General features: G+C 53.6%; 24 protein-coding genes and 1 pseudogene. 16 read left to right on the top strand and 9 right to left on the bottom strand.

The genetic code is table 11. The features are described from left to right. Positions 1–10 precede the first annotated feature (10 nt). From QJQ48_RS25230 to QJQ48_RS25180, 11 genes are all read left to right on the top strand, one after another. A complete protein-coding gene (locus QJQ48_RS25230) occupies positions 11–1222 on the top strand; it encodes a 4-hydroxy-3-methylbut-2-enyl diphosphate reductase (protein WP_346294021.1) in 1212 nt (403 codons plus the stop codon). A 21-nt stretch (positions 1223–1243) separates the two neighbouring features. Continuing rightward, positions 1244–1594, top strand: coding sequence for a nucleotidyltransferase family protein (locus QJQ48_RS25225; RefSeq protein WP_346294020.1), 351 nt, complete (start codon positions 1244–1246; stop codon positions 1592–1594). Beyond that, positions 1576–2049, top strand: coding sequence for a ribonuclease toxin HepT-like protein (locus QJQ48_RS25220; RefSeq protein ID WP_346294019.1), 474 nt, complete (start codon positions 1576–1578; stop codon positions 2047–2049). The genes QJQ48_RS25225 and QJQ48_RS25220 overlap by 19 nt, the downstream gene beginning before the upstream one ends. 139 nt (positions 2050–2188) lie before the next feature. Beyond that, complete coding sequence (locus tag QJQ48_RS25215; RefSeq protein ID WP_346294018.1) at positions 2189–2860, top strand: Rho termination factor N-terminal domain-containing protein; 672 nt, start codon at positions 2189–2191, stop codon at positions 2858–2860. 208 nt (positions 2861–3068) lie between these two features. After that, entirely contained in the window at positions 3069–4430 is a 1362-nt protein-coding gene (gene mgtE, locus QJQ48_RS25210) for a magnesium transporter (protein WP_346294017.1), read from the top strand. Between the two features lie 363 nt (positions 4431–4793). Continuing rightward, positions 4794–5549 (top strand): DUF502 domain-containing protein, encoded by a 756-nt coding sequence (locus QJQ48_RS25205; protein ID WP_346294016.1) that lies wholly within the window; start codon positions 4794–4796, stop codon positions 5547–5549. 28 nt (positions 5550–5577) lie between these two features. Further along, positions 5578–6237 (top strand): transcription antitermination factor NusB, encoded by a 660-nt coding sequence (gene nusB / locus QJQ48_RS25200; RefSeq protein ID WP_346294015.1) that lies wholly within the window; start codon positions 5578–5580, stop codon positions 6235–6237. A 70-nt stretch (positions 6238–6307) separates the two neighbouring features. Next, positions 6308–7903: a signal recognition particle-docking protein FtsY gene (gene ftsY / locus QJQ48_RS25195; protein ID WP_346294014.1), complete on the top strand. Its 1596-nt coding sequence runs from the start codon at positions 6308–6310 to the stop codon at positions 7901–7903. A 190-nt stretch (positions 7904–8093) separates the two neighbouring features. Then, positions 8094–8375 (top strand): hypothetical protein, encoded by a 282-nt coding sequence (locus QJQ48_RS25190; protein WP_346294013.1) that lies wholly within the window; start codon positions 8094–8096, stop codon positions 8373–8375. A gap of 97 nt (positions 8376–8472) precedes the next feature. Continuing rightward, complete coding sequence (locus QJQ48_RS25185) at positions 8473–8904, top strand: CU044_2847 family protein (protein WP_346294012.1); 432 nt, start codon at positions 8473–8475, stop codon at positions 8902–8904. A 264-nt stretch (positions 8905–9168) separates the two neighbouring features. Next, positions 9169–10056: an alpha/beta fold hydrolase gene (locus tag QJQ48_RS25180; RefSeq protein WP_346294011.1), complete on the top strand. Its 888-nt coding sequence runs from the start codon at positions 9169–9171 to the stop codon at positions 10054–10056. A gap of 190 nt (positions 10057–10246) precedes the next feature. Here the strand turns inward: QJQ48_RS25180 and QJQ48_RS25175 are convergent, their stop codons facing one another. Beyond that, positions 10247–10666, bottom strand: a complete 420-nt coding sequence (locus QJQ48_RS25175; RefSeq protein ID WP_346294010.1) for a hypothetical protein — start codon at positions 10664–10666, stop codon at positions 10247–10249. After that, positions 10663–11067: an NIL domain-containing protein gene (locus QJQ48_RS25170; protein WP_346294009.1), complete on the bottom strand. Its 405-nt coding sequence runs from the start codon at positions 11065–11067 to the stop codon at positions 10663–10665. The genes QJQ48_RS25175 and QJQ48_RS25170 overlap by 4 nt, the downstream gene beginning before the upstream one ends. A gap of 62 nt (positions 11068–11129) precedes the next feature. Here QJQ48_RS25170 and QJQ48_RS25165 point away from each other — a divergent pair, with 62 nt between their 5' ends. Next, complete coding sequence (locus QJQ48_RS25165; RefSeq protein ID WP_346294008.1) at positions 11130–11726, top strand: thioredoxin family protein; 597 nt, start codon at positions 11130–11132, stop codon at positions 11724–11726. Between the two features lie 63 nt (positions 11727–11789). Here the strand turns inward: QJQ48_RS25165 and murG are convergent, their stop codons facing one another. Further along, the gene (gene murG / locus QJQ48_RS25160) at positions 11790–12878 is read right to left on the bottom strand and encodes an undecaprenyldiphospho-muramoylpentapeptide beta-N-acetylglucosaminyltransferase (protein ID WP_346294007.1); all 1089 of its coding nucleotides are present in this window, start codon (positions 12876–12878) and stop codon (positions 11790–11792) included. Between the two features lie 166 nt (positions 12879–13044). Here murG and QJQ48_RS25155 point away from each other — a divergent pair, with 166 nt between their 5' ends. Then, complete coding sequence (locus tag QJQ48_RS25155) at positions 13045–13830, top strand: nuclear transport factor 2 family protein (protein ID WP_346294006.1); 786 nt, start codon at positions 13045–13047, stop codon at positions 13828–13830. Here the strand turns inward: QJQ48_RS25155 and QJQ48_RS25150 are convergent. The 6 genes from QJQ48_RS25150 to QJQ48_RS25125 all read right to left on the bottom strand — a co-directional run bounded on the left by QJQ48_RS25150 (position 13805) and on the right by QJQ48_RS25125 (position 21338). Continuing rightward, a complete protein-coding gene (locus QJQ48_RS25150; protein WP_346294005.1) occupies positions 13805–14230 on the bottom strand; it encodes a pentapeptide repeat-containing protein in 426 nt (141 codons plus the stop codon). The two genes, QJQ48_RS25155 and QJQ48_RS25150, sit on opposite strands and share 26 nt — an antisense overlap. A 140-nt stretch (positions 14231–14370) precedes the next feature. Further along, on the bottom strand, positions 14371–14856 hold the full coding sequence (locus QJQ48_RS25145; protein ID WP_346294004.1) for a peptidoglycan-binding domain-containing protein: 486 nt from the start codon (positions 14854–14856) through the stop codon (positions 14371–14373). A gap of 216 nt (positions 14857–15072) precedes the next feature. Further along, entirely contained in the window at positions 15073–16785 is a 1713-nt protein-coding gene (locus QJQ48_RS25140) for a helicase HerA domain-containing protein (RefSeq protein WP_346294003.1), read from the bottom strand. Between the two features lie 178 nt (positions 16786–16963). Further along, positions 16964–17500 carry an outer membrane beta-barrel protein gene (locus QJQ48_RS25135; RefSeq protein ID WP_346294002.1) on the bottom strand — a complete coding sequence of 179 codons (537 nt, stop codon included), beginning with the start codon at positions 17498–17500 and terminating at the stop codon, positions 16964–16966. A 204-nt stretch (positions 17501–17704) separates the two neighbouring features. After that, on the bottom strand, positions 17705–20815 hold the full coding sequence (gene ppc / locus QJQ48_RS25130) for a phosphoenolpyruvate carboxylase (RefSeq protein WP_346294001.1): 3111 nt from the start codon (positions 20813–20815) through the stop codon (positions 17705–17707). A 241-nt stretch (positions 20816–21056) separates the two neighbouring features. Further along, on the bottom strand, positions 21057–21338 hold the full coding sequence (locus QJQ48_RS25125; RefSeq protein ID WP_346294000.1) for a hypothetical protein: 282 nt from the start codon (positions 21336–21338) through the stop codon (positions 21057–21059). Positions 21339–21740: 402 nt separating this feature from the next. Here QJQ48_RS25125 and QJQ48_RS25120 point away from each other — a divergent pair, with 402 nt between their 5' ends. The 3 genes and pseudogenes from QJQ48_RS25120 to QJQ48_RS25110 all read left to right on the top strand — a co-directional run. Next, positions 21741–24887: a DUF1574 domain-containing protein gene (locus tag QJQ48_RS25120; protein WP_346293999.1), complete on the top strand. Its 3147-nt coding sequence runs from the start codon at positions 21741–21743 to the stop codon at positions 24885–24887. Further along, on the top strand, positions 24884–26380 hold the full coding sequence (locus QJQ48_RS25115) for an MBOAT family O-acyltransferase (protein ID WP_346293998.1): 1497 nt from the start codon (positions 24884–24886) through the stop codon (positions 26378–26380). Before QJQ48_RS25120 ends, QJQ48_RS25115 begins: the two co-directional genes overlap by 4 nt. Before the next feature lie 319 nt (positions 26381–26699). Further along, a pseudogene (locus QJQ48_RS25110) lies at positions 26700–26850 on the top strand (photosystem II q(b) protein); the annotation flags it as partial.

Below are 26850 nucleotides of genomic sequence, written 5' to 3'. Positions count from 1 at the left end.
AGGGAGTGTCATGGATACGAAGGCTTTTAAGCGATCGCTGCAAAAATCAGCTAACTACCACCGCAAGGGCTTCGGCCATGAAGAGTCGGTGGCAAATCAGCTTGATTCGGAGTACAAGAGCGGCCTGATCCAGCAGATCCGTGACAATCACTACACTCTGACGCGAGGCGAGGTGACGGTGCGGCTGGCAGAGGCATTTGGCTTTTGCTGGGGCGTGGAGCGGGCCGTGCAAATGGCCTATGAAACCCGACAGCATTTTCCCCAAGAGCGCATCTGGATTACCAACGAAATCATTCACAATCCCGGCGTCAACCAGCGTCTGAAAGAGATGAATGTGGGCTTTATTGACGTCCATAACGGTGAGAAAGATTTTTCAGTGGTGGAGTCAGGTAATGTAGTCATCTTGCCTGCTTTCGGCGCTAGCGTGCAGGAAATGCAGTTGCTCAACGATCGTAACTGCACCATTGTCGATACCACCTGCCCTTGGGTATCAAAGGTGTGGAACACAGTAGAAAAGCACAAGAAGAAAGACTACACCTCTATCATCCACGGCAAGTACAAGCACGAAGAAACCATTGCCACCAGCTCTTTTGCCGGTAAGTATTTGGTGGTGCTGAACTTAGCCGAAGCTGAATACGTAGCCGACTATATTCTCAACGGCGGCGATCGCAGCGAGTTTATGGCCAAGTTCGATCAGGCTACTTCAGCCGATTTTGATCCCGACGTGGATCTAGAGCGGGTAGGAATTGCTAACCAAACCACTATGCTCAAAGGCGAAACTGAGGCGATCGGCAAGCTGTTTGAGCGCACCATGCTGCAAAAGTACGGGCCGCTAGAGCTAGATGAGCATTTTCAAAGCTTCAATACCATCTGCGACGCCACTCAAGAGCGGCAGGATGCCATGTTTGAGCTGGTGGATGAAAAGGTAGACCTGATGGTGGTCATCGGCGGCTACAACTCGTCCAACACCACCCATCTGCAAGAGATCGCCATCGAGCACAGCATCCCTTCCTATCACATCGACAGCGCCTCGCGGATTGGCCCCGGCAACCGAATTGAGCATAAAGTCCTCCACGGCGAGATGACGGTCACCGAGCCTTGGCTGCCCGCTGGCCCTATCACCGTTGGCGTCACCTCTGGGGCCTCTACGCCCGATAAATCCGTAGAAGATACGATTGAATATATCTTTGCGCTCAAAGCTGCGGCTCCGGTAGCTGGTTGACTCAGCCGATAGAACTGACCTATGGCCTTTTCTACCAAACTGCTCGATCAAAAGCTGGCTCAGATTCGTCAGCAAAACGAGCGCGATCGCCAGCGACTTCTGGCCAAGGCACTCTCCTGGCTGCAGCAGAACGGGGAACGCTTCGGCATCTGCGGCGGCTATCTATTCGGCTCCATGACCCAGCCGGGCAGGTTTACCCAACACTCAGATCTCGATCTCGCCGTTGATACCCTGGCAGTGGGCAATCCATTTGGGTTGTCCAGCTACCTCTCAACTGATCTCGATCGCGACGTGGACATCGTGCCCCTAGATCAGTGCCACTTTGCCGATAAAATTCGTCAAACCGGACTGCAATGGAGCACGAAAAGATAGTTGGCCTGACGGCTGAGCTAAAAGCTCAGCTACGGCTAATTGAGCGCGTTTATCAGAGGTTGCAGGCACGTTTAGAAGATGGGCTAGAGACACCAGCGCAGCGAGATAGCATTGCCTACCAGATTCATAATCTGTACTGTGCGGCTGAAGATTTGCTGCAGCTCGTGGCTCATACCTTCGAGAACCAAATTGGAGCTGGCGGCAACTGGCACCGCACGCTTTTGCTGCGCCTGAGCGAACCCGTGATCGAAATCCGCCCGGCTTTTCTGTCAGAGGAGACTTTTGAAGTTCTGAACCAGCTCAGAGGATTTCGGCATTTTGTCCGACACGGCTACGGTGCTGAAATTGAGATCAATCAGCTTAAAGCTAACTTGGCTTTAGTCCAGCGTTTACAAACCCTTTTGCCCCAAGATTTGCACAGTTTCTTGGTACGGCTAAGCCAGCCCGACCGCTAATTCATATCGCCACTTGGCTGCTTTCTTTGGGTTCCTAAACTTCTATCTGCTGACGGAATATCCTTCGACCGGAAGGAAGACGGCGATCGCCTGCTGGATTTTTTACCTTTGAAGAAATTTAGCAAAGCCGCTCTCAGCCATGTCTAGCAATAACTACGAAGAAAAATACACAAAGCCTGATCTGCGTCGTCAGCTCAAGGAAGAAATCAAGCAGTCTGACAAAGGCGGCGAGCCGGGGCAGTGGTCGGCCCGCAAAAGTCAGCTCCTCGTACAGGAATATGAAAAACAGGGCGGCGGCTACAAAAAAGACGAGAAAGACGAAGCTGCTAAGTCACTAGAGGAATGGACAGAGCAGAACTGGCAAACTGTAGACGGTCAGGGAGATGCCCGTCATGGCGAGATCACCAAACGCTATTTGCCCAAAGAGGTTTGGGATCGGCTCAGCGATGAAGAAAAGCAGCAGGCCGAGCAGACCAAAAAGTCAGGTTCCAAGGACAACGAGCAGTATGTTGCTTGGACGCCGGCGATTAAGCGAGCCATGCGCGAAGCAGGCTACGCCCCTGAGTCTGAGCAAGACACAGAGCCAACTAAACAAGAACTGTATGAGCAGGCGCAAGACTTAGATGTCTCAGGCCGTAGCCAGATGGATAAGAGCGAGCTAAAAGAGGCCGTGTCTGAGGCGAAGGGAGAAGGACTGAGCGAGCAGACCCGCGAACAGCTTTACGAGCGGGCGCAGGACTTGGATATTTCAGGCCGCAGCCAGATGAATAAGGAGGAACTCATTGAAGCTATCCAGTCGCAGAACGCTTAAAAGCGCACGAGATCCTTTTAATCCATGAGTCCAGCAGTTTAGCTCTAGGCAAGCAAATCATTTTGACCCTATTTGGCCCAATTTCTGCGCAAATGCCTGCCAAGAACTTCTCGGAAGGGACAGAGGCCACTAGACTATAGGCAGAATCTGAAACCTATACAACAGAGAGCGGGCGTTGACTGAGGATAATTCGTCTGTAGCGCCGCAGATGTTTTTGCGCAAAGAACTGCGCGAACTCGTGCGATCGCAGCTACAGGTGCTTTTAGAGCAGCGAAACTTTCAGGGGGCCAAGGCACTGCTGGTGCCCGTCAAGCCTGTGGATATCGCTGAGGCCATTGAGGGGTTGCCTGAATCGATGCAGGCGATCGCTTTTCGGCTGCTTTCTAAAAGCGAGGCCATTGAGGTCTACGAAAATCTAGACTCAACCGTGCAGCAGCTCCTGATTGAGGACTTCAAGCGGCAGGACGTGCTTGATGTAGTTGATAAGATGTCGCCGGACGATCGGGCACGGCTGTTTGACGAGCTGCCGGCCAAGGTTGTGCGACAACTGCTGAAACAGCTCAGCCCAGAGGAGCGACAGGCTACGGCGTTGCTGCTGGGCTATGAGCAGGGTACCGCTGGCCGCATCATGACGCCAGAATACCTCTCGCTCAAAGAAGGCTGGACGGTGGCGCGATCGCTAGACTACATTCGCAACCGGGCCCACGTCAGCGAAACCATTTACTATCTTTACGTCACAGACGCGGCGCGGCGGCTGACAGGCATTATCTCTCTGCGGGATCTAGTCGTCGGCCACCCAGAGCAAACCATTGGGGATCTGATGATCCGTGAGGTGGTTTCAGTCCAAACCGACATGGATCAAGAGGAAGTTGCCCGGTTAATTCAGCGCTACGACTTTCTGGCCGTGCCGGTAGTCGATACTGAGCAGCGGCTGGTAGGGATCATCACCGTCGATGATGTGATCGACATTTTGGAAGAAGAGGCCACTGAGGATATTTATGCCCTAGGCGGTCTACAATCGGGCGGGGATAACTACTTTCAGACCAACTTACTAACGGTTGCCCGCAGGCGGGTGGTTTGGCTATCGGTACTGCTGATTACCAATACGGTGACGACCGCTGTGATTCGCAGTCAAGAAGCGGTGCTAGAGCAGGTAGTGGTGCTGGCCGCATTTATTCCGCTGCTGATTGGCACGGGGGGCAACGTCGGTGCTCAGTCTTCAACCGTGGTCATTCGCGGTCTTAATACCGATGAGATTAAAACCAGCGGGGCGCTGCGGGTAATTCGACGAGAGGCGATCGCGGGCGCTTTTCTAGGGTTGATGCTGGGTATCGTAGTTATGGTTTGGGCCTTTGTTTTGCAGGGCAGCCTGCAGGTGGCAGTGATTGTGGGCTGCAGCCTGCTGGCTATTTCGATTCTGGCCTCAGCCACGGGATCGGCCCTGCCTTTTCTGTTTCAGGCTCTAGGACTCGATCCCGCTCTGATGTCTGCTCCGTTTATTACAACGGTGGTAGACGTGCTAGGTGTACTGCTATACCTCAATCTGGCGCGCCAAATTCTTGATATTTAGCCCCATCCAACCCAGATGAAATCAGGCGATCGCCGGGGATCGCTGAGTGGCAGCCTCAGCTCGGCAACGGCGCGCAAATGTTAAACTAGCAATACGGCACGTATACGTTAAATGCCATGCCAAAGCGCTGCCAGAGGATAGAGAGGCCAACCCCACAGATCTAAAGGCATAGCCACTCATTGAAGTTCGATACAAATGTTTACAATATCCGTAGAGACAGCTTATAGTTGCGATAATCATTAACTTTTAACTGGCTGAGAGGCCCAAGGCCGCAGCGTTTTATGATTCGCGCTCAGCCGCCTGATTCCCATAAATTATTTGATTGCAGATTTTCTTGTCCGGTTACGAAAAAGCGGGTTGCCTGTGTTCGAGAACTTAAAGCAAGATCTCAAGAATGACTTAATTGCAGGGTTGCTGGTGATTATTCCGCTAGCGACTACTATTTGGCTGACAATTACGATTGCCAACTGGGTCATTCGGTTTTTGACACGGTTTCCTAAGCAGCTCAATCCCTTCACCGGTCTGAATCCCTTCCTGGTAGATATGATTAATCTGCTAGTCGGGCTGGCGGTGCCGCTGCTGGCTATTTTGCTAATTGGCCTTATGGCCCGTAACATCGCGGGGCGATGGCTGCTGGATTTTGGCGAAAAGATTTTGCAGTCTATTCCCCTAGCCGGCTCGGTTTATAAAACCCTGCAGCAGCTTCTGCAAACGCTGCTCCAAGACTCTAAAAGTCGATTTCGCCGGGTTGTCCTAGTGGAATATCCCCGCCGGGGACTGTGGGCGATCGCTTTTGTCACAGGTTCAATGGTGGCGGCTCAGGCTCAGAATCCCCAGTTGCTGAGCGTCTTTATTCCGACAACGCCTAATCCCACCAGTGGCTGGTATGCTGTCGTACCTGAAAGTGACATCATCAACCTTTCGATTTCGATTGAGGAAGCCTTCAAAATCCTGCTCTCAGGGGGAATTGTTGGGCCCAATTTAGCGGCGGCTGTGCCGCCAGAGCGCCTGTCTGCTCATCTGTCTCAGTCAGAGGAGGGCACGGCGCGATCGCCCAATCCACCTGGATTAGATCTCAACCGACAGTCGCTGTCCATGCTGCAGCTTGAAGAAGACTAACAGCCCCTACCGTTCATAGGATTTTGCTATGCAAGCTCGTCGAATTGCACGAGAATTAGCCCTATTGGGCATGAGCCAGCTCTCCGATCAGCCCCAAAAACAGCAGCCTCGCAAGCTGGAGGAACTGATTTTGGCAGCAGTACGCACCCTGACTACGGACGCTCAAGAAACATTGGAAACGGCAGCCGCTGAGCTAAAGCGCGGCAGCGATCGCCTGATGAAAAGTGAAACCCAGGCGGCTGATGTAGCCGCCGCTCGCGGCAGGGTGGCAGAGTCTATCGAAGTGACTCAGTCCGCCATCAATCGATTAGGCTCAGCCCTGGAAATTCCAGAATTTATCCAGCTTGCCAATCAGAAAGAAGTGCAAAGCTATGCGCTGCAGCTACTTTCGCAAATTATGGACAATGCTGAACTGATTGATCAGCGTCTCAATCAGGCGATGGTGGCCTGGCAGATGAAGCGTCTTGCCCGCATCGATCGCGACATTTTGCGGACAGCCCTAGCTGAAATTTTGTTCTTGGGTATCCCCGATCGCGTGGCCATCAACGAAGCGGTCGAAATCGCTAAGCGCTATAGCGGCGATGATGGACACCGCTTTATTAATGGTGTGCTACGGCGCGTCACCGATCAGCTAGCTCAGGAGAAACGTACCCTTGATTCGGCTGAATCTTCGGCCTCACTGTCTTAGTTTTGCGATAGGTTAGGCTTTGAGCAAAACTTTTAGAGCAAGTCTTTATTCCGCGCTTAGGTAGGTAGTCATGGCATCTTTTAACTGGTTCCGTCGAGGCTACGACGAAGCCGAACCGCAAAAATCTGATGAGAAAACAGCCGAGCAGCCGAGTCAGACGGCGGCTGAACCCGCTGCTGACAAGCCCGCTAGCAGTGCCTCGCAGATGAGTTCAGAAGACTATCTGAAATGGGCCAAGGCCGCCTACCAAAATATTCAAAAGCAACAGGAGCCAACCTCAGCGCCAGCGGCGGCTGAGACAGCGCAGACTGCTGCACCAGAGACTCAGGCAGCCCCGACCGCTGCTGATTCTGCGCCTGAGTCCTCTGAAGCCGCAGAAGCGCCACCGGAAGCATCTACCGCAGCCGCAGAACCCCCTGTCACAGCGGATACAGCGGAAGTTTCTGCAGTCCCTGAGCAGGCAGAGCTAACAGCCGAACCAGCCGAGGCCGTTGCTGCTGAGTCACCCGCTCCTGCTGCGCCCTTTTGGGCCAGAGCCCAGACTGAACGGCAAGAGCGCCTAGAGCGTCTGCAAGAGGCAGCGATCGCAGAGCCAGAACCCGAACCGGAACCGCAGCCTACTGCCACCGCAGCCGCGCCGCCTGATCTGCCCGATGTTGACTTTGATGAAGCCTTTGTCTGGTCATCTGAGGTGCTAGCTGCTCAGGGCCGCCGCCCCGACGATATTTCGATAGAAGAAATTACCTGGCTTAAGCGACTGCGGCAGGGTCTCGACAAAACCCGTCGCAGCCTGGTGAATCAGCTCAAGTCTATTGTCGGTCAGGGGCCGCTGAATGAAGACGCGGTGATGGAGATTGAGGCGCTGCTGCTGCAGGCTGATGTCGGCGTCGAAGCGACTGACTACATTATTGAGACTTTGCAAGCCAAGCTGCGACAGGAAACGCTGCCGCCGGAACAGGCGATCGCCTACCTAAAGCGCATTCTGCGCGATATGCTCGACAGCCCCTTGGCGGGTGCCCACAACCTCACCTTTGTCCCCGATAAAGAAAACCTGACGGTTTGGCTGCTGACAGGCGTTAATGGCGCAGGTAAAACCACCACTATCGGCAAAATTGCGCACATTGCTAAAAAGTCAGGTTATGAGTGTTTGATTGCGGCGGCAGATACGTTTCGGGCCGCTGCGGTAGAGCAGGTGAAAGTTTGGGGCCAGCGCAGCAATGTCGAGGTCATTGCCAATCCCGGCAAGAACACCGATCCGGCAGCCGTGGTTTTTGACGCTATTACAGCGGCCCAGTCTCGCCATATTGAGCTGCTGCTGGTAGACACGGCTGGCCGCCTGCAAAATAAAAAAAATCTGATGGATGAGCTGTCTAAGGTACGTCGCATTATTGACAAGAAAGCCCCCCATGCCAGGGTGGAGTCATTGTTGGTGCTAGATGCCACCTTGGGACAAAATGGCCTGCGCCAAGCTGAAGTCTTCTCAGAAGCAGCCCAGCTTAGCGGTGTCGTGCTGACTAAGCTGGACGGAACAGCTAAGGGGGGTGTAGCCCTAGCCGTCGTGAAGCAGCTCGGATTGCCGATTCGCTTTATCGGCGCGGGTGAAGGGATTGAGGATCTGCGTCCCTTCTCTAGCTATGAGTTTGTCGAGGCTTTGCTGAGCGGCTAGAGTACTAGACAGCTTGCTCATGTTGGGAAGCCGTTTAACTGGCCAAGTAGCGCGATCGCTCCCACCTGTCAAAAACCATCACTCGAAATCTGCCCCACTAGCAGCTTTTTGCTGTTGTGTCCTAGGGTCAATGCGCGATCGCCCTGCTTTAACTAAGCTGAAAGTCATTGCTGCTTTTTAGATAAGCGTTATGACTCATCCCCATGTACCCAATAACGATCTGACGCAGGAAACCAATCGCGCCGCTTTAGAAACCGAAGAAGCGGCTGTTAACGAAGAGGCAATGCAGCCCCGCGCCGATGAGCGAGAAGGTTATGTCTATGCCAGCGGTAAAGACGCGCCGCGCCGCCGGATTTCCGGATTCGCCTTGGGCATTGCGGCAGCTATTGTGGCGGTTCTAGCCATTGGTCTGTTTGTTGCCTTCCGCAGCGAAGAACCTGCTACTCCCCCTCCCGCACTCGAATCGCCGTAACAAACTTATTTACCCAAAGGTAGTCTGCTCAACAACTGGGCACTCTAAAGCGGCAGCTCTTAAGAGCCGGCAATCCCTACCTTTGGTGTGCAATACGATGACAACTCAGCTAGCTCCAATTCAGTTGGAAGACGGTACGGTTATTTATGTGCAGGCGACCGATGTCGTCGTACCGCCGAGCCCCGTTCCAGCAGCCGTACCCGTAGAGCAGACGCGATCGCAGATGGGGCGGGGTGAGAAAGGCATTCTGCAGGACACAATGCGAGCCGCTCGTGGGTTTGTGACAGAGGCCGATCCGCAAACAGCGGCAATTCAGAGCTTTCAGGCCATTGAAGGCACCATCAAAGCCTATACCCACCACACCCTCAGCGCTTTTAAGCAAATTGCCGGGGCCAATGTGGACAAGGTAACGCTGGAGTTTGGTATTGAGGTAGGCGGCGAAGTGGGCGTACCCTACGTGACCAAAGGCACCGCCGACTGTAATCTCAAAATTACGGTGGAATGCTCTTTGCCTAAAAATCCGGCCTAAAAAATATTCCCCCTGCGGGCGGATTTGACCATACTGGCCATCAACACCAAATACATTTAACAAAACCCGCTCCCTACACACATCTTGTACGGGCGGGTTTAGCCTAATACGGGCCATTAATACCGAATACTATCAGCCAAGCTCGCCCCCTACAGACCTATCAGCGTCCAACGTCATCCAACAAAACCCACTCCTCCTATCTATACTATTGAATAGCTACCCGCTAAAATCCGCCCCCCTACCTGCAACTGCCGCGATCGCCCCATGACCTCGACCCTCAATACAGCCCAAACACAGATCTGGCACTGGCAGACATTTCCCATCCGCTATCAGCAAGCAGGTACAGCGGGAGCCCCTGTTTTACTAATTCATGGTTTCGGCGCTTCCAGCGATCACTGGCGTAAAAATATTTCTGATTTAGGCCAGTCACACCGGGTGTATGCCATTGACTTGATTGGCTTTGGTGGCTCTGCGAAACCTACCCCCAATCAGCCAATTGCCTATACGTTTGAAACCTGGGGCGAACAGGTTTTAAGCTTTTGCCGGGAAGTAATTGGGGAACCGGCTTTTCTGGTTGGCAACTCAATTGGCTGTATCGTGGCATTGCAGGCAGCCGCGATCGCCCCTGAACAGGTACGCGGCGTGGCGATGCTGGACTGCTCCTTGCGACTGCTGCACGATCGCAAGCGCGTCACCTTGCCCTGGTACCGGAGCTGGAGCGCCCCTATTCTGCAAAAGGTCTTAGCGTACAAAGCCATAGGCCACTTCTTTTTCTCCCGGCTGGCTCGGCCCAAGGTAGTTCGCCGCATTCTAGAGCAGGCTTATGGTCGCCCAGAAGCTGTCACTGATGAGCTGATCGATTGTTTAATCAAACCTGCCGCCGATCCGGGGGCTGCTGATGTATTTTTGGCCTTTATCGGCTATTCTCAAGGCCCGCTGCCAGAGGACTTGCTACCTCAGATGCAGTGTCCGGTCCTCAGCGTTTGGGGCGAAGCCGATCCCTGGGAACCCGTAGCGCTAGGCCGTCAGTTTACGAATTTTGCCGCAGTTGAGGATTTTATCACCCTGCCAGGGGTAGGCCATTGTCCCCAGGATGAAGCTCCAGAACAGGTTAATCCAATTCTGACCGAGTGGATCGCCAAGCATTCCTGAAGCCATCATTCCCAAACCAATTAGCCATGAAAAAGCCCTGTGACACGGCCGACACAGGGCACAACAGTTAAACGCTTGTTGAATTCCTTAGCCATAAGGATGGCTCATCTTAGCCATTCAACAGCGATCACTGTGACGGTTTTGAAAATGGCCTAAGCCTGCTGCCATAATTTATTTCTTATACAGGTTCTTATACAGGCGGTAGCCAGCTTGCCGCTAATCCTAACGCCGGAATTGCCAACAGCGTGATGAAAGCCAAAACGTCATTCACCGATCGCGTCAGCAAATCTACCCGCACTAGCAGCCCCGCCGCAATCATCATCAAAATGTAGGCAAAGACCTGTAGCCAAACCAGGGCTGCCACAAACAGCGAAGCCAGCACCATCACCATGACGAAGTAGCCCATGTCTGACTGAAATCCCAGCAGCACAAACTCTCGTGATGGCTTCCACAGGATCGTTAGAATGCCTGCTTTAATAACCAAAAAAGCTGCGGTCAGTATCCAGCTTAGGTGTGAGGCTTCCCAAGTGCGCAGGAACCAGCCAAACGTGGCGTAGATTAAAAACAGCAGTATGAATGAAAGCCAAAACCGCTGAGTTAGCTTAGTCATAGATCCGTAGAGATGGCCTGAACCGGACAGGTAGGAATGCACTGCTCGCAGACAATGCAGCGCGATCGCACAAATGTCAGCTTGAACGTTTCTGCATCTAAAGTGAGTGCCTGAGTCGGGCAAACTCCGGTACAGAGTCCGCAGTCTACGCAGACCGTTTCATCAATCAAGATTTCTCGGTTAGAAGAAGAGAGGCCAATTCCCTGTACCTGTAGCCACTCAATCGCTTCATTGAGCTGGTCAATATCCCCCGATAGCTCAACCACTAGCTTGCCAATCTGGTTGGGAGCCACCTGTGCCCGGATAATATTAGCCGCTACGTTGAAGTCTTTGGCCAATCGATAGGTAATTGGCATATGGACAGAGCGTTTAGGAAAGGTGAGTGTAAGGCGTTTTTTCACCGCTGAAGCTGCTAGAAAGTTCCGTTAAACTGAATAAGCAAACCTGTCTTTATTTTTAGCGCATGGCGGCTGATTCTTCTGATTCTGCAAAACAATCGCAAGCTTCGACTTCTCTAGGGCAGCAGCTGCGTAACTTGGTCTTAGTGGTAGTGGCGACGGTACTGACAGTGGCCGTTGTTCTGGGGTTTCAGACCCGCACTCCCTCCGCTTCTTTAAGCGAGATGGCAGCAGCGGCAGTTCCCTTAGAGACGGCATTGACCAATCAAAAGCCTACCTTCATGGAGTTTTACGCCAACTGGTGTACAAGCTGTCAGGCAATGGCGGCTGATTTGCAGACGCTAAAAGATGAGTACGGCGATCGCGTCAACTTCGTCATGCTCAATGTAGACAACAGCAAGTGGCTGCCAGAAATGCTGCACTACCGCGTCGATGGCATTCCCCATTTTGTTTATCTAGATCAAACGGGAGAAAGCATTGGCAGCGCCATTGGCGAGCAGCCCCGTCTGATCATTGCTGAAAATCTAGATGCGCTTTTGAGCAGCCAGTCTTTGCCCCACGCCCGCGCCACCGGACGCACCTCGGACATCGACAAAGCACCGCTCACAGCCTCCCCCAGCCAGGAGGATCCTCGCAGTCACGGCGCTCAGGTGGTCAACTAGGTAGATTAAGGCTCTACTAGCTGCCTGTAGGTGCTTACGGTTATGGATGGATTTCCTGATGACTTATCGTTTGGCGGTGTGGTGATGCTTCACCACTTCGCGCACTAGCGTCGCCAACCGCTCAGCGCTATCGATCATCGCTAAATCTTCAGTGGCTTGGGCCATTTGAGCCAGCCGCTCGCGGTCATTGAGCAAAGTCAGCACGCGATCGCGCAGGTCTTCCACGGTCAGGCTGGACTGGCGGCTGACAATAGCTGCGCCAGCCGCTGCAAACACAGCCGCATTGTAGGTTTGGTGGTCTTCTGCGGCAAAGGGATAGGGAATTAAGATAGCCGGAGTGCGGGTCACGGCTAGCTCTGTCAAAGTACCAGCTCCGGCGCGGCTAATGGCAAAATCGGCTCGCTGCAGCAGAGCGGCCATATTGTCATAGAACGGGCGGTGAATGTAGTGGGGATGGCTTAGCTGATCTACCTCCGGATCATTGTCGCCGGTGAGATGCACTATCCAGGTGCCAGAGTCTAGCCAAGCCGGAGCCGCCTGTCGCACAAGCTGATTCACCGCGACCGCCCCCTGACTGCCGCCAATGACGACGATTAAAGGCGCTGACTTGGGAATGGCAAACTCCTGTAAATCTTCAGCCGCCTGCAGGAACTGCGATCGTACCGGGGTGCCAACACAGATGCTGCTGGTGCGGGGCAGTAGGCTGGAGGCCGCGTCAAAGCCAAGGGCGACTTTAGTACACCAGGGACTCAGCCAGCGGGTTACTTTGCCGGGTAAAGCATTGGATTCGTGCAGGATGGCGGGTAAGCCTAGGCTGCGAGCCGCCATAATCGCTGGCGCCGAGATATATCCCCCCGTGGTAAAGACTCCCTGAAACTGACCCTGCTGTAATAGCTGCCGCACTTGAAACACCGCCTTCATTAGCTGGCTCAGCAGGCGAATGCTGCCCAAACCGAGCCGTCCCTGAAAGCCACCGACGCGAATAGTATGGAGCGGATATTTTTCTGGAACTAGCTGGGTTTCCAGACGGTCTGGTACCCCTAGCCACTCGATTTCAAAATTCTTGAGCTGTTCAGCCGTGGCGATCGCCGGAAATAAATGTCCCCCGGTGCCGCTGGCTGCCACGAGAAGTCGAGTGGGAGATGAAACCAAAACAGTACCCTCAATGCGTTGCTACTGACCTAGGCTGTTTAAATTGCAGTTCTGCTTATGATCCTATCGAGCCACGGTCAATTTCAGCCGATAAATTTACGGCCAGCCTATAATTTGAGTTACTTGGGATCTACACTCTGTACTAGATAAACGACAAACCAGCTTCATGGAAGGTTTTATGATTAGCCGCATGGGACAAACCCTATCTGCTCTACTCTTGGGATTTGCCCTGGGAGGACTGCCAGCCCCTAAAGCCACTGCCGCTCCCCCTGAAACGGCCCCCCCGGAGCTGACTAATGTGCTAGAGCAGATTGAAGCTGCTGCTAATGCTCAAGATCTTGACGGGGTCATGCAGTTTTATGGCTCAGAGTTTACCAACACCGATGGCTTCAACCGGGAACAGCTCTCCCAGGCTTTAGAGCAGCTCTGGCGGCAGTACCCCCAGGTAAACTATCGGTTGGAGCTACAGTCTTGGGAGCAGTCAGGCGGCACGCTAACAGCAGAAACCATCACCCACCTCGAAGGCACGGGCATCAACTATGGCCGCACTCTAACTTTAGAATCTGCGGTGCGATCGCGGCAGCAGTTTGCCGCCGGGCAGGTGATTTCTCAAGAAATTCTTTCAGAGCGCAATCAGTTTAGCAGCGGTCAGAATCCGCCTGATGTCACGCTGGTTTTACCCGAAGAAACCGAGGCCGGAGAAACCTTTAACTTCGACGCAATTGTCCAAGAACCTTTGGGCGATCGCCTGCTGCTGGGCGCAGCCATTGACGAAGGCGTCACGGCTGAGGATTTCTTTGTGGCGCGTCCGCTCAACCTAGAACTTCTCTCAGCCGGTGGCCTCTTCAAAGTAGGAACAACTCCCGATCAACCCGATGATCGCTGGATTTCCGCCGTTTTGATTCGGGAAGACGGCACAACTGTCATCAGCCAACGGCTGCGAGTGCGCTAGCAACTCCCTGCAGCATGTCAAAGGAAACCGTGAAGCCATCAGGGGCGATCGCGCCCCACAGATCTGCTTCAGCCAGGAGACTGCCAACTAGGTGCGCGCCAAACAGGTTGGCCGCCCGCAGGTCAGCCGCGTGTAAATTGGCATGGGTCAAATCGGCATGACGTAGGCTGCTGCGGCGCAAATCGCTATATTCAAAATTGGCGTGAGACAGGTCTGCTCCCAAAAGTTTTGTCCAGCGCAGGTCGGCTCTACCTAAATTGGTACCGGCGAGCTTGGCATAGCTAAAATCCGCTGAGACTAAATGCATTCCCTGCAGGTCTAGTCCGCTAAGATCCGCGCCGCGAAAGTTACGCTTGCCATTTTCATATTGGGTCTGTAGCTGGCTTAGATTCATGGTCATTGCCCTTAATCCTCCAGTTCACTTACCTTTTAGTGAAGCTAGGATGAATTTTGTGACCGTCAGATTAAAGTTTTGATTGCCGATAAAACGGCTGAACCGAGCGCTGACCGGACGCTCGGTTCAATTCTTGCAAACTGTTACTAGCTCATTGCTTGCCTCTCAGAGGTTAGCGCTTTAAAGAGGCTTGGAGACAAAGCATCGGCTGTTTCAGAACTAAGGGCTTTAATGGCCGCTTGGGTCTGAGGCCCACAGATACCATCAATCGATCCGGCGTAAACTCCTTTAGCCCGTAAATACTGCTGCAAGGCTTCCCGTTCTAGACGGCTTGAAGTTTGAACGTCAAGCAGCAGTTCCTCTAACCATTCGCCTTCAATCTTTGCCTGCAACCGTAACTGCTGCAATCGAATTTGCTTCTCATCAATCAGGTTATGTCTATGGGCCAGCAAATGATCGACTTCATCTAGCAAAAAGCTCAGGGATGAATCTGTCTGAGCCTGTTCTAAAATTGCCGATAGCTGATCCGCTTCGGCCTCGCTGAGTTCTGGCCGCACCGCAATTTGACAGTAGGTTTCAATCGTTGCTCGATACTGCACCGCAGCGGCTGCAAGTGCTTTTGATGATTTCATCAACTCTCCCTCAATGACCACAAGACTCCACCGCAAAGGCGCGATCGCGAAACCACAGACAGATCGCTAGCCTCTATCGGCAAGTCACTAAATGTTTAGTGGTTTGGTGCCGCGAATCGTGACAGCCTTTTTATAAAGATTCTATGAGGTTATGTGAGTTTTAGGGCGAGGGTTAGCGGCACGGGAGATCTTCACAAGGGACTGTTCTCGCCATCGCTAAAAACCTAAATCAGCTTTGGCAGATTCAGCCGCCTTGAACACGGCAGCTGAGGGCATTTCTTCCCAAGCCGTATCGCCAATTTCGGCATAGAAGGTTTGGTCATAGGGACGAGTACGCACCACCACGGGCATGGGTACTGCGTGGCCCAAAATCAGGGCCTGCTGTTTCGAGTCCAGCTTGGCCAGCACCGATCGCAGGCTCTGTCCGCCTGATACCCCGGTGAAAATGGCGTCAATATCCTTCTCGTCATTCAGCAGCGCCGTAATCCGCGTACCCACCTGAGACATAACTTCGTTATCAATTCCAGATGGGCGCTGATCTACCACCAGCAGTGTCACAAAATATTTGCGCATTTCGCGGGCAATAATGCCGAAGATAGTTTGCTTAGCCGTGGCCGGATCGAGAAAGCGGTGGGCTTCTTCAATGGTGATCATGAGCTGCCGGGGGCGATCGCTGGGATTTTTGGTCTGCAAAAAGCGATCGGCTTTACGCACATAGCTGGCATGGATACGACGGGCAATGACATTGGTGGCCAACATGTAAGAGAGCATATTGGACTGGGAACCAAACTCAATCACCACGTGCTTGCCTGCATCAATCGCCTCCAGAATTTGGCCGACATAGTTGTGGGGGCAGGCGCTGCGAATATACTTCAGGTCGCTCAGCCGCGTCAGCTTACGCTGTAGCGCCATGATGGAGGATTTGCTGCCCATCTTGGTTTCGCAAAATTCCTGAATTTCCTCATTGGTCATAGTCAGCAGGCGGTTGATCCAGGACTTGCCGAACTCATTGCGCAGAATGATGGCGTTTTCTAGACTGGCTTCCGACAGGTTTAGCTCCCCTCGCACTAAAGTGAGGTCCTCTACGTCGATTTGATCAAAGCTGATGTAGAGTTCCTGGGCATCCCGCACGCCGCGCCGCTTAGTGGCTTCTGGATCGAGGGTGAAAATCTGTACCTGCCCCGGAAAGAGCTGCCGCAGCCCCTTCACCGTGCTGAAGTGCTTGCCCTCGCTGACCGCCTCCCAGCCGTATTCTGAGTGCATGTCAAAGATGAGATTGACGGCTGCCTGCTTGCGGATAATGCCGGAGAGCAGCAGCCGGGTTAGAAAAGACTTGCCTGTCCCCGACTTACCAAAAATACCGTTGCTGCGCTCTACAAAGCGATCGAGATCTAGGCAAATGGGCACGTCCATGTCAATGGGCTGCCCGATGGCGAAATTACGCCGATGGGGATCGTCCTCCCAGCCAAAGACGGCGCGAAAATCGCGCTCAGCCGCGTCGTAAACCTGGCTGAAGTGCCCCGGAATCGTTTTAACGGGGAGCAGCTCCATATCGGCGCTGCTTTGGGCCTGATAGGAAGCGAGGCCGTTACTAGTAGCCTTGCCGTTCTTGGCAGCATGAGGCGGAGCCGTTTTAGGCGTGAACATCAGCATTGGCGTCAAATCAATGGTGCCATAGGTCCCCGTACCCGCTAGTACCTGCTGTAAAAACAGATTGCTGGGTTCAGGCGGATTAGCCACAATCCGCTGGCTGGCAGTGCCCAAAGCAATATCGGTCAGCATACAAAAAAAGCGCGATCGCGCTCCCTGCACAACCAAGAACTTACCCACCCGCATCTCTTCGACCAAAACGTCTGGATGCAGGCGCACCTCTAGCCCCTGGCTGAGAGAACCTTGAATTACAGATCCTAGCGGCTTATCAAGTTCCATAGCCCTGTCAAAACGCTCGACGCTTGCAGCTATGGTAACTTGAGAACCGCTTTAATACATTAGTTCTCTATATTTGTGTCGGTACTTAACCTCGGCCCTTAATATCGGTGATGAGGCGCGGTTGGGTTTGCGGGCGCAAACCCAACCGATCAGCTGATCATCTGTGCCTGCATCTAGCCTAGAACTGGAAACCAACGCCGCCCTGCAGTGAGAGAGCCGCATCGCCCCCCTCCCGGTAAGCATCAAAGGCGATAATCGCGTTGCCGAAGACAACCATATTGCTGTTAGGTAGGGCGTAGTCAATGCCCGGCTGAATCACGAAGGCGGTTTGGTCACCAACGGGAGACGGTTCGTCCCCATCGGCCACAAACGAAACCCCAGCGCCGACGTAAACGTCCGTTTGCCAATTGATCGGGAAGTCATAGGAAACTGTCGGTACGAAAGCGCTAGAATCGCCAAATATTAGCGCCTGTCCCCGAATTGAGATGGGAGACTCTAGCAGCCGATAGCGCCCAGCAATCACGCCAGAGAAGCTATCGCCATTTCCTAAGTCGTCTTCGGTGAGGCCCACAGCCACGCCTAGACCAATATAGCTACCATAGGCAGCCTGAGCTTGAGCAGGGGCTGCTTTTACCAAGGTAAGTGCGCTTGCTAGTGCGGTGCTGGTAAGGGCAATTGTGCCAAAACCAGCAACCCAACGTTGACGACTCTTCATCTGCTTTACTCCTCACAAAACGCTGCCTAGTTGGAAACTCTATTCGCTATCAAGCTGATATCTGCTGTTGAGAGACAATCGGCGCGATCGCAGAGCGTCTTTAATCCCTCTGAAAGCAAGATTAGGCTTGATTTACGGGTTAATTCAAACAAATACCTGGAGTTTAGCAGGAAAATTGTGATTAATTGTTACAAAACAAGTAAATTAGCCCGTATTTCTCATGCCGGCGGCAATGCCATTGATCGTCAGCAGGGCACCGCGCAGCAGTTCACCCCGGCTATAGCGGGAACGAATAATCCCGGAAGCGGCACTGTCTCGGTGCTGACGCAGGCGCTTGAGCAGCGACACCTGCAGGAAGCCCAGCGGCACAATCGTACCGTTACGCAATTGCACCGATCGCTGCAGTTCTGGATCGCCGTCTAGCAGCTTGTGATGCCCGGTAATTTGCAGCACCAGATCCCGCGTCAGGTGGAACTCCTGAGCGATGGTTTCAAACATGACCTGGAAGCGATCGCGGTTATCCGGATGGGTCAGCTCTTGCACATAGTGCTCGGCAATCTGCAGATCCACCTTGGCCAAGGTCATCTCTACCTTAGAAATCACCATTTTGAAGAACGGCCACTTGTGATAGAAGTAGCGCAGCAGCTTCAGGTGCTCCTCCGGCTCTTGGTCCAGAAACTCCTTGAGCGCGGTGCCGACGCCATACCAGGAGGGCAGCAGAAAGCGAGTCTGGGTCCAGCTAAACACCCAGGGAATGGCTCGTAGACTCGCAAGATCTTTCTTGCCGCTCTTGCGTCGGGCTGGGCGAGAGCTGATTTGTAGCTGACTAATTTCCTCAATCGGCGTTACCTGATGGAAGAACTCTACTAGGTCAGGCTGCTCATAGATCAGCTCGCGGTAGTGGCAGCGGGCCCGGTGGGCTAGATCCTCCATGATCTCGTTCCAGGGCTTAATCTCATCAAAGCTATTGTTGAGCAAGCTGGCCTGAATTACCGCCGTCGTTACGGTTTCCAGGTTATATAAAGCCAAGTCAGGCAGGTTGTACTTAGAGGCCAGCACCTCACCCTGCTCGGTGATTTTAATCCGGCCCTTAATGCTGCGGCCTGGCTGGGCCAGAATCGCCTCGTAAGCAGGGCCACCGCCGCGACCGACTGAGCCGCCGCGACCGTGAAAAATGCGCAGGGCAAAGCCGCCATAAGCATCGGCTACGGTCTGCAAAGCCTGCTGTGCCTTGTGGATTTCCCAGTTACTGCTGAGGAAGCCAGAATCCTTGTTGCTGTCAGAATAGCCCAGCATCACCTCCTGCAGCGGCGTAAAGCCTGGCTCAGGATTTTCTACCGCCGCGTAGCCGCCGCGCAGCATAGCCGCATAGAGCGGCAATTCAAAGAGCTGCTGCATCACGTCGGGGGCCCGCTGCAGGTCTTCTACGGTCTCAAACAGGGGTACGGGCTGAATGGCCGCTTCGCCCGTGGTGGGGTCATACAGACCGGCTTCTTTTGCCAGCAGCAAAACCTCCAGCAGGTCGCTGACGTGGTGGCTCATGCTGATGACATAGCTGCGAATAATGCGGCTGCCAAACTCCTGATGCAGCTTGCGCACCATCCGAAATGTCTCAATAGTCTCGTTCACCTTTTCTGAGAAAGGCAGCTCCCCCGGAATCAGGGGGCGACGAGTTTTGAGTTCCTGGGTGAGCCACTCTGTCCGTTCGGCTTCCGACAGTTCGCTGTAGGGCTGAGGCAGAATCCCCAAGTAGGCGGTAATCTCATCAATGGCATCCGAGTGGCGAGAGCTTTCCTGGCGAATGTCAAGCTGGGCCAGGTTGAAGCCGTAGATTTCCACCTGACAGATCAGATTTTCTAGCTCTTGGCAAACCAGCCCGGTTTCCTTGAGGTTGCGCTGAATTAGGCGTAGCTCAGCTAGGAAGTCATCACTGGTTTGATAAATCGTGGCGGGGTTGAGCTTCACCTGCTGTTCTTGCAGATAGCCCCCCTGATAGAGCTGCTGGCTGCGATCGCGGGTATTTTCTAGCCGCTGCTGAATGTAGGCCAGCTTGAGCCGGTAGGGTTCTTGCCGGAAGCGAATCGCCAAGCGATCGTAGACTTCCGGCAGCTTTACCTGGTCTTGCTCTAGGGACTCCAGCAGCTCTGGCAGCACCTCACTCCAGTGCAGCGACAAACTTAAAAGCTGGATCAGGTGCCGCAGCGAGCTAATGTACTTGTCTAGAACTAGATTGCGCTGGTAGCTAGCGGTGCGCCAGGTCACCTCCGGGGTAACGGAGGGATTGCCGTCGCGGTCGGAGCCAACCCAGGAGCCAAACCGACAAAAATCGTAGCGGGGCGGCTGCAGAGAGGGAAACGTGGAGCTGAGGGTGCGCTTAATCCGCTGGTAGAGCTTGGGAATCGCCTCAAACAGCACCACGTCGAAATAGTGAAGCGTATAGTCTACTTCATCGAGCACAGAGGGCTTGAACTGGTGTAGCTCATCGGTGCGCCACCACAGCCGAATTTCTTCGGTGAGCTGATCGCGCAGATCTTCCACATCCCAAGAGGTGGCTAAGCCGATGGAGCTAGCCCGCTCGTCAGCCTGATCAAGCTGGCGCAAGATGGCTGAAATGCGCCGCTGCTTGTCGCGGATGGTATGGCGCACAATTTCGGTCGGGTGGGCTGTGAAAACGAGCTGCACATCTAGATCATCAACTAGCTTTTGAATGAGCTGGGGCGGCACGTTAAGGCGCTTCAGCGTCGGGAACAGCCAGTGAAACGTCCCTGATTTTCGTCGATTGGCCGGGGAGTCTGGGACGCTGCGAGCTAATACATCAGCCTGCAGGCTACGCATGGGCTGCTCTAAATGGCCACTGTTTTCGAGGGCATTCGCCGCTGTTTCCTGTGCGCCTGCCGACTGGCCCGCCAGAGATAGCTCAGCGTTTTCGTAGTCGTTCTGATACTGGAGCTGCTGGCCTCGCTGTTCGTAGTGCTGCTCCACAATGTTGATCAGCTGAAAATAGAGGGCAAACGAACGAGCAGCCCGAATCGCATCGTTGAGGTCAAGCCGCTCAATCACGTCTAGGACGCTGCCCTCTAAGGCTCTTGCCACTTGCCCGTCTGGGGCGCAAATGCGTCTGAGCTGTCGCAGTAGCTCAACTGAGTCTTCACCACACTCCTGCTGCAGTACCCGTTCCCATAGCTCCTCCACCATTTTCAGTCGATGGCGTAGAAATAAGTCATAAGTAGGGGCCGCCGTATCGATAACGTCATCAGCTACTCGTGTAGAAGTATCCGATGGGAAGGGGGTATCAGAATAGAGAGTCGAACTCATGAAAGGTATTTGGCTTCTTTTTTCAGTGACACTCGAAATGACGTAACGATTTTGAGGCAGGCTTAGCCGGTTGTAAACGGTTTTTACAAACAGCTGGCTACTGGCGCAATCAGATGAAAGATCAGCTGTGACCAGCCCTAAATATCTCAGCCTTCAACCCAGAAAATAAGCAGTCTTTTAGCGAGGATCATAGCAGCGATCGCCGCCGCTCACAGTAACTCTCTGAACTGAATCTCAGGCGCTATTCTGGTTTGAGGTGATCATCCTCCTTAGCCTCTAAGTTAGAAAGGCTGAGAACAGGTAGGCGATCGCCGCGAAAAAGTTCCTCACTGGCTAAACCTAGCTGCTGGACAAACTCACCTAGCGCCCGTCCGCCAAGGATACCGAGCAGCACTGGGGCAGTTGCTAGACTCACCAGTAGGTTAGGCGCTAGAGAGAAGCTATTGGCAGGCTGATGGCGTGACGCCTGATTGCTGCCGGGGGGAGTCACAGTTGTGGGGTCTTCTGACTGGGCAAACATCATGGTGTCGATAAGCGAATAGGCGGTTATTGCTCGATCATATCGGTAGATGCCGAATTTCCCCTAGTCTTGATTGAACTCTTTTGATTTGACTTTTTCGAGATGGATTTGACTTGGGAAAAGTTTTAGCCGATGAATTTCAAGTTTTCTGTTATTCTGCGTATACTTTTGTAGCTATAAGCGCCAAATTGGCTCAATTGAGCTGAAATACTAAGGCCGCTTGCTCATGACTAAAGACATCAAGCAGCTTTGAGCCGCATTCATCACTGAGTATTGAGCGGATTGAGCCGTCGTGACGTAAGTTAGGAGTTGCTGAAATTCAAGCTCAACGGAGATTGCTAGGCTAAATATTAGGGACGATTAAGTAGATTGAAATTCCCCCAGATTTAGGGATTCTAGAGTCGCATGGTTAGTAAGCAACGTCTGACGCCTCATCTGGAAACCGATCTAAGCGCGCTGGATGCTCGGTTGCAAAAGGCGATTGCCCAGCCGCAGGCCAAACTGCAGTTGAAGCTGCGGGGCAATATTCTGCACGTCCTCTGTATTACGCCTACCCCTATTGAGCAAGAAACTGCCCTGCTGCGCCTAGTTCAATCTCTGTTGGCAGCAGATTTTCAGACTCTGCTGAGCGATCGCTATCCTAATATTTATCAGCTTTATGTTTACAGTCGCGGCGCCCAGCAGTCAGAACCAGCTTGGAAAGCGCCAATTTACCTCAATCGCCTAGAGAAGCATCTGGTGCAGCTAACAGCTCCTTTGCAGTCTGATTTGGAAGAGGCCGTTGGGGATGAATCCGCGGCAGATGCAGCTCAGGCTCTCAGCAACGCCATCGTTCTGTCAAATCTCAGCCTGGCCCGCAAGGGAGATCCAGAGGCGATCGCCCGCTATCTCAGCCAAAGCCTGAGCCGGTTGGGCATTGGGGTTTGGGTCAGCATCCGCGCCATTCCAGGGAAAGGGAAGCCTGTCGCCAGCGCTGTCACCGCTCACCATGACGATCCCGACTATCCGGTAGCAACTGAGGCCATTCCCCGCCTGTGGATCTTATGCGAAGCCGCCTACAGCCCTGATCCAAACCTGGTAGCGGAGCCGACTGCCCAGCAGCTCCGTCATCTGAAGCTGACCCAGTTTCGCGACGCGGTGATTCTGGTGCAGGTGCAGGGGGAGCATCAGCCAGACTGGATTTTGCGAGTCGATTTAACCTCTCGCGAAGAGATGCTGCGGGACTGGGCCAGATGGGGAGATGGTGAGGCAATCGCTAGGCTGGTCGATGAGGCGCTAGAGCCTTTGCAGATTGCCGCCAGCACTGAGCTAAAATCCACCAGCCTGCACATTCTCTGTCAAAGCACAGCTCAGGCTGAGACAGTCCCCGATCAGGCAGCGGTGACCGCCGCCCTCAGTCATTTATTAGAAGGACTGGCCCCTCAGGGGCTATATCGAGCCCTGGTCTACGGCCAGGGGGCTGACCAAGAAGCCCCCGATTGGGTACACTGCCTGGATTTACCAGCTCAAGAGCATCCGGCCTTAGCGGCTTCAACGGAAGAACTGGCTCACCAGGGAGATTTACCCGCTCTGGCCTTTGTGCTGACTCGCCAGCTCAATCCCAATCTAGAAGCGAAGTTGGCCACTGGCGGCGTCCGAGTACAGCTTTTAGTCAAAGACAAGCTGCTGCACGTCATGCTGGAAGCGCCTCTTTGCCCAGCCCGGCAGTTGGCGACCCGCCAGATCAGACCTTATCTCCGCCAGCTCAAGCTGGAGGGCATTGAGGGCATTCGCTTTTACGGCAGGCGGGCTGGGCAAAAGCAGCCAACCTGGAGCTGCGGCACTGACTTTCAGCCGCGCAGTCGCGTTGTACCCAAAGCTGCACCTGAATTTGCGGCCTCAGAAGCTTATTTGGGGGATTTGTTAGATACCCCTGACGAAGCGGGGCGATCGCCCGACGATGAAGCCGAAAACCTGTGGACTACCCTGATCCATAGCTGGCATCAAGTCCTGCACTCAGCCCGTAATCTGCTGTTTCAAACACAGCTCTTTGAACCCAGCCATGATCCTTTAGCGGCAGACAATCCTCCCTCACCGGCCAGTGGCGGTCCCCAGGTGGCTTTCGTTTGGGGAGCTGTCGGGCTATTGCTGGTGCTGCAGGTTGACTGGCTGCTGGGGCAGATTCTCAATCCCCCCCGGAATCCGGCTGTGGCAGAAGCAATGCCAGCCCTACCTGAATTAGATCTAGCAGAAGACCCTGAGCCGCAGGAGACGGCAGTTGATGATGAGTGGGCCGGACTGAGTTTCGGTCGCCAGCCCGATGAGCCGCCCCCCGGCGACTTTGACCAGGATGGCTTTGTTGATTTCGCCACAAACACCAGCGATCGCGCTAGCTTCGAGGACAATACTGCCTTCTGGGAAGAAGGAGAACGATCTGCTGTCTCGCGGGACGATCTGCTGTCCAGTTCGCCCTTTCCGTCATTTAGAAGTCAGCAGCTTGATGAGAAGCTGGCGCTCTACTATCAGCGCCTAGAAGAGTCTGGCCCCCCTGACGTGCTGGTCATTGGCAGCTCTAGAGCGCTGCGCGGCATTGATCCAGCCGCCTTGGAGCGATCGCTTGAGGCTCTAGGCTATGCAGATGTCAGTATTTTTAATTTTGGCGTTAACGGCTCTACCGCGCAGGTGGTAGATTTCACTATTCGCCAGCTTTTGCGTCCCGATCAGCTGCCTCAGCTTATTATCTGGGCTGATGGCGCTAGGGCTTTTAACAGCGGCCGGGTAGATGTAACTTACAACGGTATTTCGTCTTCAGCAGGCTATCGCCAGCTACAGGCTGGTACCCTCTTCCCCGACGGCGAGGCAACCGATCAGCCTGCCGCCTCAGAGATAGCAGCCCCGCTAGAACCAGCGCCCAGTCTCAGAGAGAGCTATCAGTCTGTTGATCGCTGGCTGAGTCAGCAAATCGCTCAGGCTTCTGCTGCTTATGGCGATCGCGATCGGCTTAAAGCGCAGCTACAGCAGCTGGCAACCCGCTGGGATATTCCCCTGCTGGCGGCCCTTCAGCCCACCGAGGCTACGCCTGAGTCTGAGTCACCCACCGATCCGACAGCCCTACCCGACGACAGCGATTTGTTAGATTTTGACGGCTTCTTAGCCCTGACGGTGCGCTTTAATCCCGCTACTTACTACCAAGATCACGCCCGCGTCCCCGGTAACTACGACAGCGACTATGAAGATTTTCGCCTACAGGGGCGTCAGGTACAGGCATTGGAGAACCTGCTGGCCTTCACCCAGCAGAAAAATATTCCCGTTGTCTTCGTCAATACGCCCCTGACAGATGAATATTTAGACGCCCATCGTCTAGCAGCAGAGACTGAGTTTCAACGCTTCATGCTAGAGCTATCAGCCAGCGAAAGTGGCTTTGTATTTCGGGACTTGGGCCAGCTATGGCCTGAACGCTATAGCTATTTCTCTGATCCCAGCCACCTCAATCGCTACGGCGCTTATCAGGTGTCTAATCGTTTAGCCCAGGATCCGATGATTCCCTGGCCGCGCACGCCGCTAGAGCCATGATTTTACCCTCGATTATCTATGCTCTGTTTTTGTTCAGCGTTGTTGGCATCTACTGGGCACTGCCGCGCCAGAAACTGAGGCTGTGGCTGCTGTTTGTGGCTAGCTTGGTTTTCTATGCTTCTCTGCAGGTGGAATATCTGCCGTTAATGCTAGCGATCGCCGTCGGTACTTACTGGCTCGGTCATGCCATCAGCGCCCCGATGAACTGGCGTATTTCGAATGAGGCTTGGCAGGCGGCTGAAGAAAAATGGGATAGCCGTCGCTTAGTTTTGCTGTGGATCGGTATTGGCCTCAATGTTTTGCTACTTTTTGGCTTCAAATACCTCACGCCTACGTTTGACCTGCTGGAAAATCTCACTGGCGGCTATCCATTTTTGGTCGCTAGTCAGCCGCTGCTGGAAAACCTGATTATTCCGCTGGGTATCAGCTTTTTCTGCTTTGAGTGCATTGCCTATTTAGTTGATGTTTACCGGGGGTCGCCCCCTAGCCCTCGTTTTGTTGATTTTGCCGCTTACAAACTGTTTTTCCCCAAGCTAATTTCCGGCCCAATTGTCCGCTTTCACAGCTTTGTTGGCCAGCTAGAGCAGCCCCGTTTGCCCCAAATGTCTCAGGCGATTGAGGGGCTTTGGCTAATAGCGATCGGTACAGTCAAGAAGCTGCTGCTAGCCGATCGCATTGCCATTTTGGTCAACCTCAGCTTTGACAACCTGGAGCGGGCCGGCAGTGGTGATATTTGGTTAGCCGTTTTTGCCTATGGACTGCAGCTCTATCTGGACTTTAGCGGCTATGTCGATATTGCGAGGGGCAGCGCTATTTTTTTAGGAATTAACCTGCCGCAAAATTTTGATTTCCCCTACTTCAGCGCCAGTATTGCTGGCTTTTGGCGACGCTGGCACATCACCTTGGGAGCTTGGCTACGCAACTACCTTTACTTTCCGCTGGGCGGTTCTCGCAAAGGATTAGCCCGCACCTGTTTCAACCTGCTGATTGTCATGGTGCTGGCGGGAGCCTGGCACGGAGATAACTGGGGCTTTTTAATTTGGGGTGGGATTCATGGTTTGGCCTTGGCCGTTCACCGGGTCACTCAGGCAGTTTCTCATCGCTGGCAGTGGCTAGAGCGTAGCTGGCAGAGTCTACCTGGCATTGTTCTGGGCTGGCTGCTAACCCAATTCGTGGTTTTTGGCAGTTGGCTGTTCTTTCGGCTCCCGGATGTGCGCGACTTCAGCTTAGCGATACGACGACTCTGGGGCCAGCCTGCCGATATCCAGTTTGCGACTAAGGTTTACACCGAGTCTTTGGGACTAGCAATGCCTGAAATTGCGGCCTTGCTGGGACTTGTAGCCCTGGGGATGGCGATCGCCGCTGCCTGCCACCACAGCCTCAAAATTCAGCTGGGCTGGCCGATGAAGCTAATGTTAGTACCGCTGTGCTTTTTCATTGCTTGGCTATTAGCTCCTAGCGAGACATTGCCTTACATCTATTTTGAGTTCTAAAGACCCATTGCGTGTCGGCGTTGCTGAATCAAGGGATGAATCCGATGTTGGCCGGTCCTGAGCGAGACGCTCACACTCCTCGCCTTTATTGTCAGACAAGTTAGTGCGAGCATCTTGCTCGTGCTTGAATTCATACCCAAAATCAGCAATACCTGCGCGTCTAGGTCGCGATCGCTGATTATTAAGCAAATCTAAAAGTTCTTAACAAAACTTGATATTCTTCGGGCTTTGCTGAATACTATTGGTTAAGGAAAGTTAAGAGCTTTCTCAGCAAGCCGTTAGGTTTGTATTTGTTTCAACGCAAACGCAATAATTCATTATGACAACGACACTACAGCAGCGCCAAAGCGCTAACCTGTGGGAGCAGTTTTGTCAGTGGATCACCAGCACCGAGAACCGCCTTTACATTGGCTGGTTCGGCGTTCTGATGATTCCGACTCTACTCGCTGCCACCACCTGCTTCGTCATCG

The sequence above is a fragment of the Sphaerothrix gracilis Ecp01 genome (assembly GCF_030405905.1).
GTDB classification, from domain to species: Bacteria; Cyanobacteriota; Cyanobacteriia; order Phormidesmidales; family Phormidesmidaceae; genus Sphaerothrix; species Sphaerothrix gracilis.
Note: the sequence above shows the minus strand (reverse complement) of the source record. Positions and strands in the feature narration are given on the sequence as shown.